The organism is Pseudoalteromonas sp. 20-MNA-CIBAN-0454 (genome assembly GCF_040308685.1).
Lineage (GTDB): Bacteria > Pseudomonadota > Gammaproteobacteria > Enterobacterales > Alteromonadaceae > Pseudoalteromonas > Pseudoalteromonas nigrifaciens.
This window is the reverse complement of sequence record NZ_JBEOOB010000076.1, coordinates 1-2,125: the sequence shown is the minus strand read 5'-3', so window position 1 is coordinate 2,125 and position 2,125 is coordinate 1. Positions and strand designations below refer to the sequence as shown.

The 2,125-nt window shown below is 44.4% G+C and carries 2 protein-coding genes; both read right to left on the bottom strand.

The features are described from left to right. Nucleotides 1–17: 17 nt before the first annotated feature. Nucleotides 18–770 (bottom strand): IS21-like element helper ATPase IstB, encoded by a 753-nt coding sequence (gene istB, locus AAEZ22_RS17935; RefSeq protein WP_089368257.1) that lies wholly within the window; start codon nt 768–770, stop codon nt 18–20. Next, on the bottom strand, nt 763–2,125 hold a 1,363-nt coding region (istA, locus tag AAEZ22_RS17930), incomplete at its 5' end, for an IS21 family transposase (RefSeq protein WP_352298304.1). The genes istA and istB, both read right to left, overlap by 8 nt.

Below are 2,125 nucleotides of genomic sequence, written 5' to 3'. Positions count from 1 at the left end.
CCGGTTGACACCGAATTTTATTTGCTCTTATTGAGCGCTGTTTTGCGTCGGTAACTTTCACCTTCGCAATGAATAATCGTTGCATGATGAACCAAGCGATCGATTGCCGCGACAGTCATCGTTGAATCATCAAATAGTTCATCCCATTGTTCGAATGATTTGTTTGATGTGATGATCATGCTGTGTCGCTCATAGCGATGGGCTATCAATTCAAACAGCACACTCGTTTCCTGTTCCGTTTTTCGAACGTAACCAACGTCATCAACGATTAATAAGCTGTATTTATCGAGCTTTACAAGTTCGTCTTGCAAGCGTAAATGTCGCTTTGCTTGCTGGAGTTGTTGAACAATCGCTGACGCGGCAACAAACTTAACTTTATGGCCCTGCTCGATAAGGCCATAACCGATGCTACTGGCGATATGCGTTTTACCAAGACCACTGGCGCCAAATAACAATATATTGCCACCGTACTTCAACCAATCCGGCTGATTTATTAAATCAGCAACAAGGGGCTTACTAACCCCATCAACAAGGGTAAAGTCGAAGCTGCTAAGGTGTTTACCCACGGGCAATTTTGCATCTTTTAAAAGCCGCTGAAGGCGTTTGTCATCGCGTGTCGCAAGTTCAATATGGCACAGCTCAGATAAGTATTGCTGCGGGCTCCATTGTTCTTCTATCGCTTTTTTGCCCAGAGTATTCCACTGTTGAAGCATGGTGCTAAGCTTTAATTGTTTCAGCATTAAAGGTAACGAGGCCGTGAAGTTATCCATGTAGACCTCCCGGTATCATGCTGCTATAAGCGTTCAAGCTGTGTTGCTTTATTGTTATTGTGGGTATGTTTGATGCAATCACTAAAAATTGCGCTTCACATTCTCGGATGGCCGGTAATTGTCGCTGAGTAATTGACGCTGCTACAAATCGTCCTAATTGACGTTCACACCCACTTTGCTTCGCTAAATGGAGCAATTTCACCATGTAATAGCTCGCTTCATCCGCTAAAAGGTGGGCATTAACGTATTCCCAAATAGCTTTGTAATTGTCGCTTGGAAGTAAGTCGTCACGTAGTTGTGAGTAGCGAAATGCCAATGGTTTTTTAACCAGTGCGTCAATAACATGCAAGTAACTAATATTACGTGCACGGCATCCTTTAGAAGCATAGACACGCGCTAACGTTTGAACTAAATCGCTGCCATAGCGCAGCTCTAAACGGTTGTCATATAAACGAACAAGTAATCGGCTACCAATAAGGCGTGACGGGACGCTATAGGTAACACGTTTCAACGAAATAGTACTCGTACGTGACACCGTTAGATAATGCTCGGTGTAATTGACGCTCATCGTCCGTGGTAAAGCATGTAATTGTCGCTGCTCTACTGCGTATTTATCACTTACACGGCGATTACGGCGAGCTACAATGTCGGCAACAAACGATTCATAGACTTCTCTTGTCTGAAAGTCATAACTACCACGGATTTTTAATGCTTGCTCCAGTTGCGATTTAAGATGCCCATGAGGGCTCTCAATAGCCCCATTTTCATGCGCAATACCACGGTTATTGCGGGTCGCTTTAAAGCCATAATGGGTGACTAATTCATTAAAGCGCTCTGTAAAATCGTTATCATTAGTGTGATTACGATAGGCGGCACTCAGACTGTCTGTACGCACTTCTTTAGGCACACCGCCGGCTGCTTTAAATGCGTTTTGCACGCCATCAGAAAAAGCAGCAAAGCTTTCACCGCCGTAAATCACTTGGGCATAAGCCCAGCCACTGGCGGGCATACGATAATGAAACAACATATGCTTTAAGGGTTCACTAGCAATGGTAACGGGTGACTTCACATGTGTAAAATCACACATGCCTAATAGGCCATACTCGTGTGTTTGCAGGAATACGACCTCTTTGCTTGAGCCATACAGTGCTCGCCATTTGTGAATTCGACGCTCTAATGTACGCCGTGAACTCGGGTTAAATTTGTCGGTGTGAAACTCGCAAAGGTGATCAAAAATTCCCACCGGAGTTAACGTTGCATCACCTTGAAGTAGAGGGACAACAATACTGTCCCAGATAGACTCAAGTGGATCTATACGCGTTCGCCATTGGCGTTTATTAGACAATGGCTGCTCA

Excerpts from the sequence above, each read along its gene's own strand:
- istB (WP_089368257.1), bottom strand. The coding sequence starts at position 770 with ATGGATAACTTCACGGCCTCGTTACCTTTAATGCTGAAACAATTAAAG.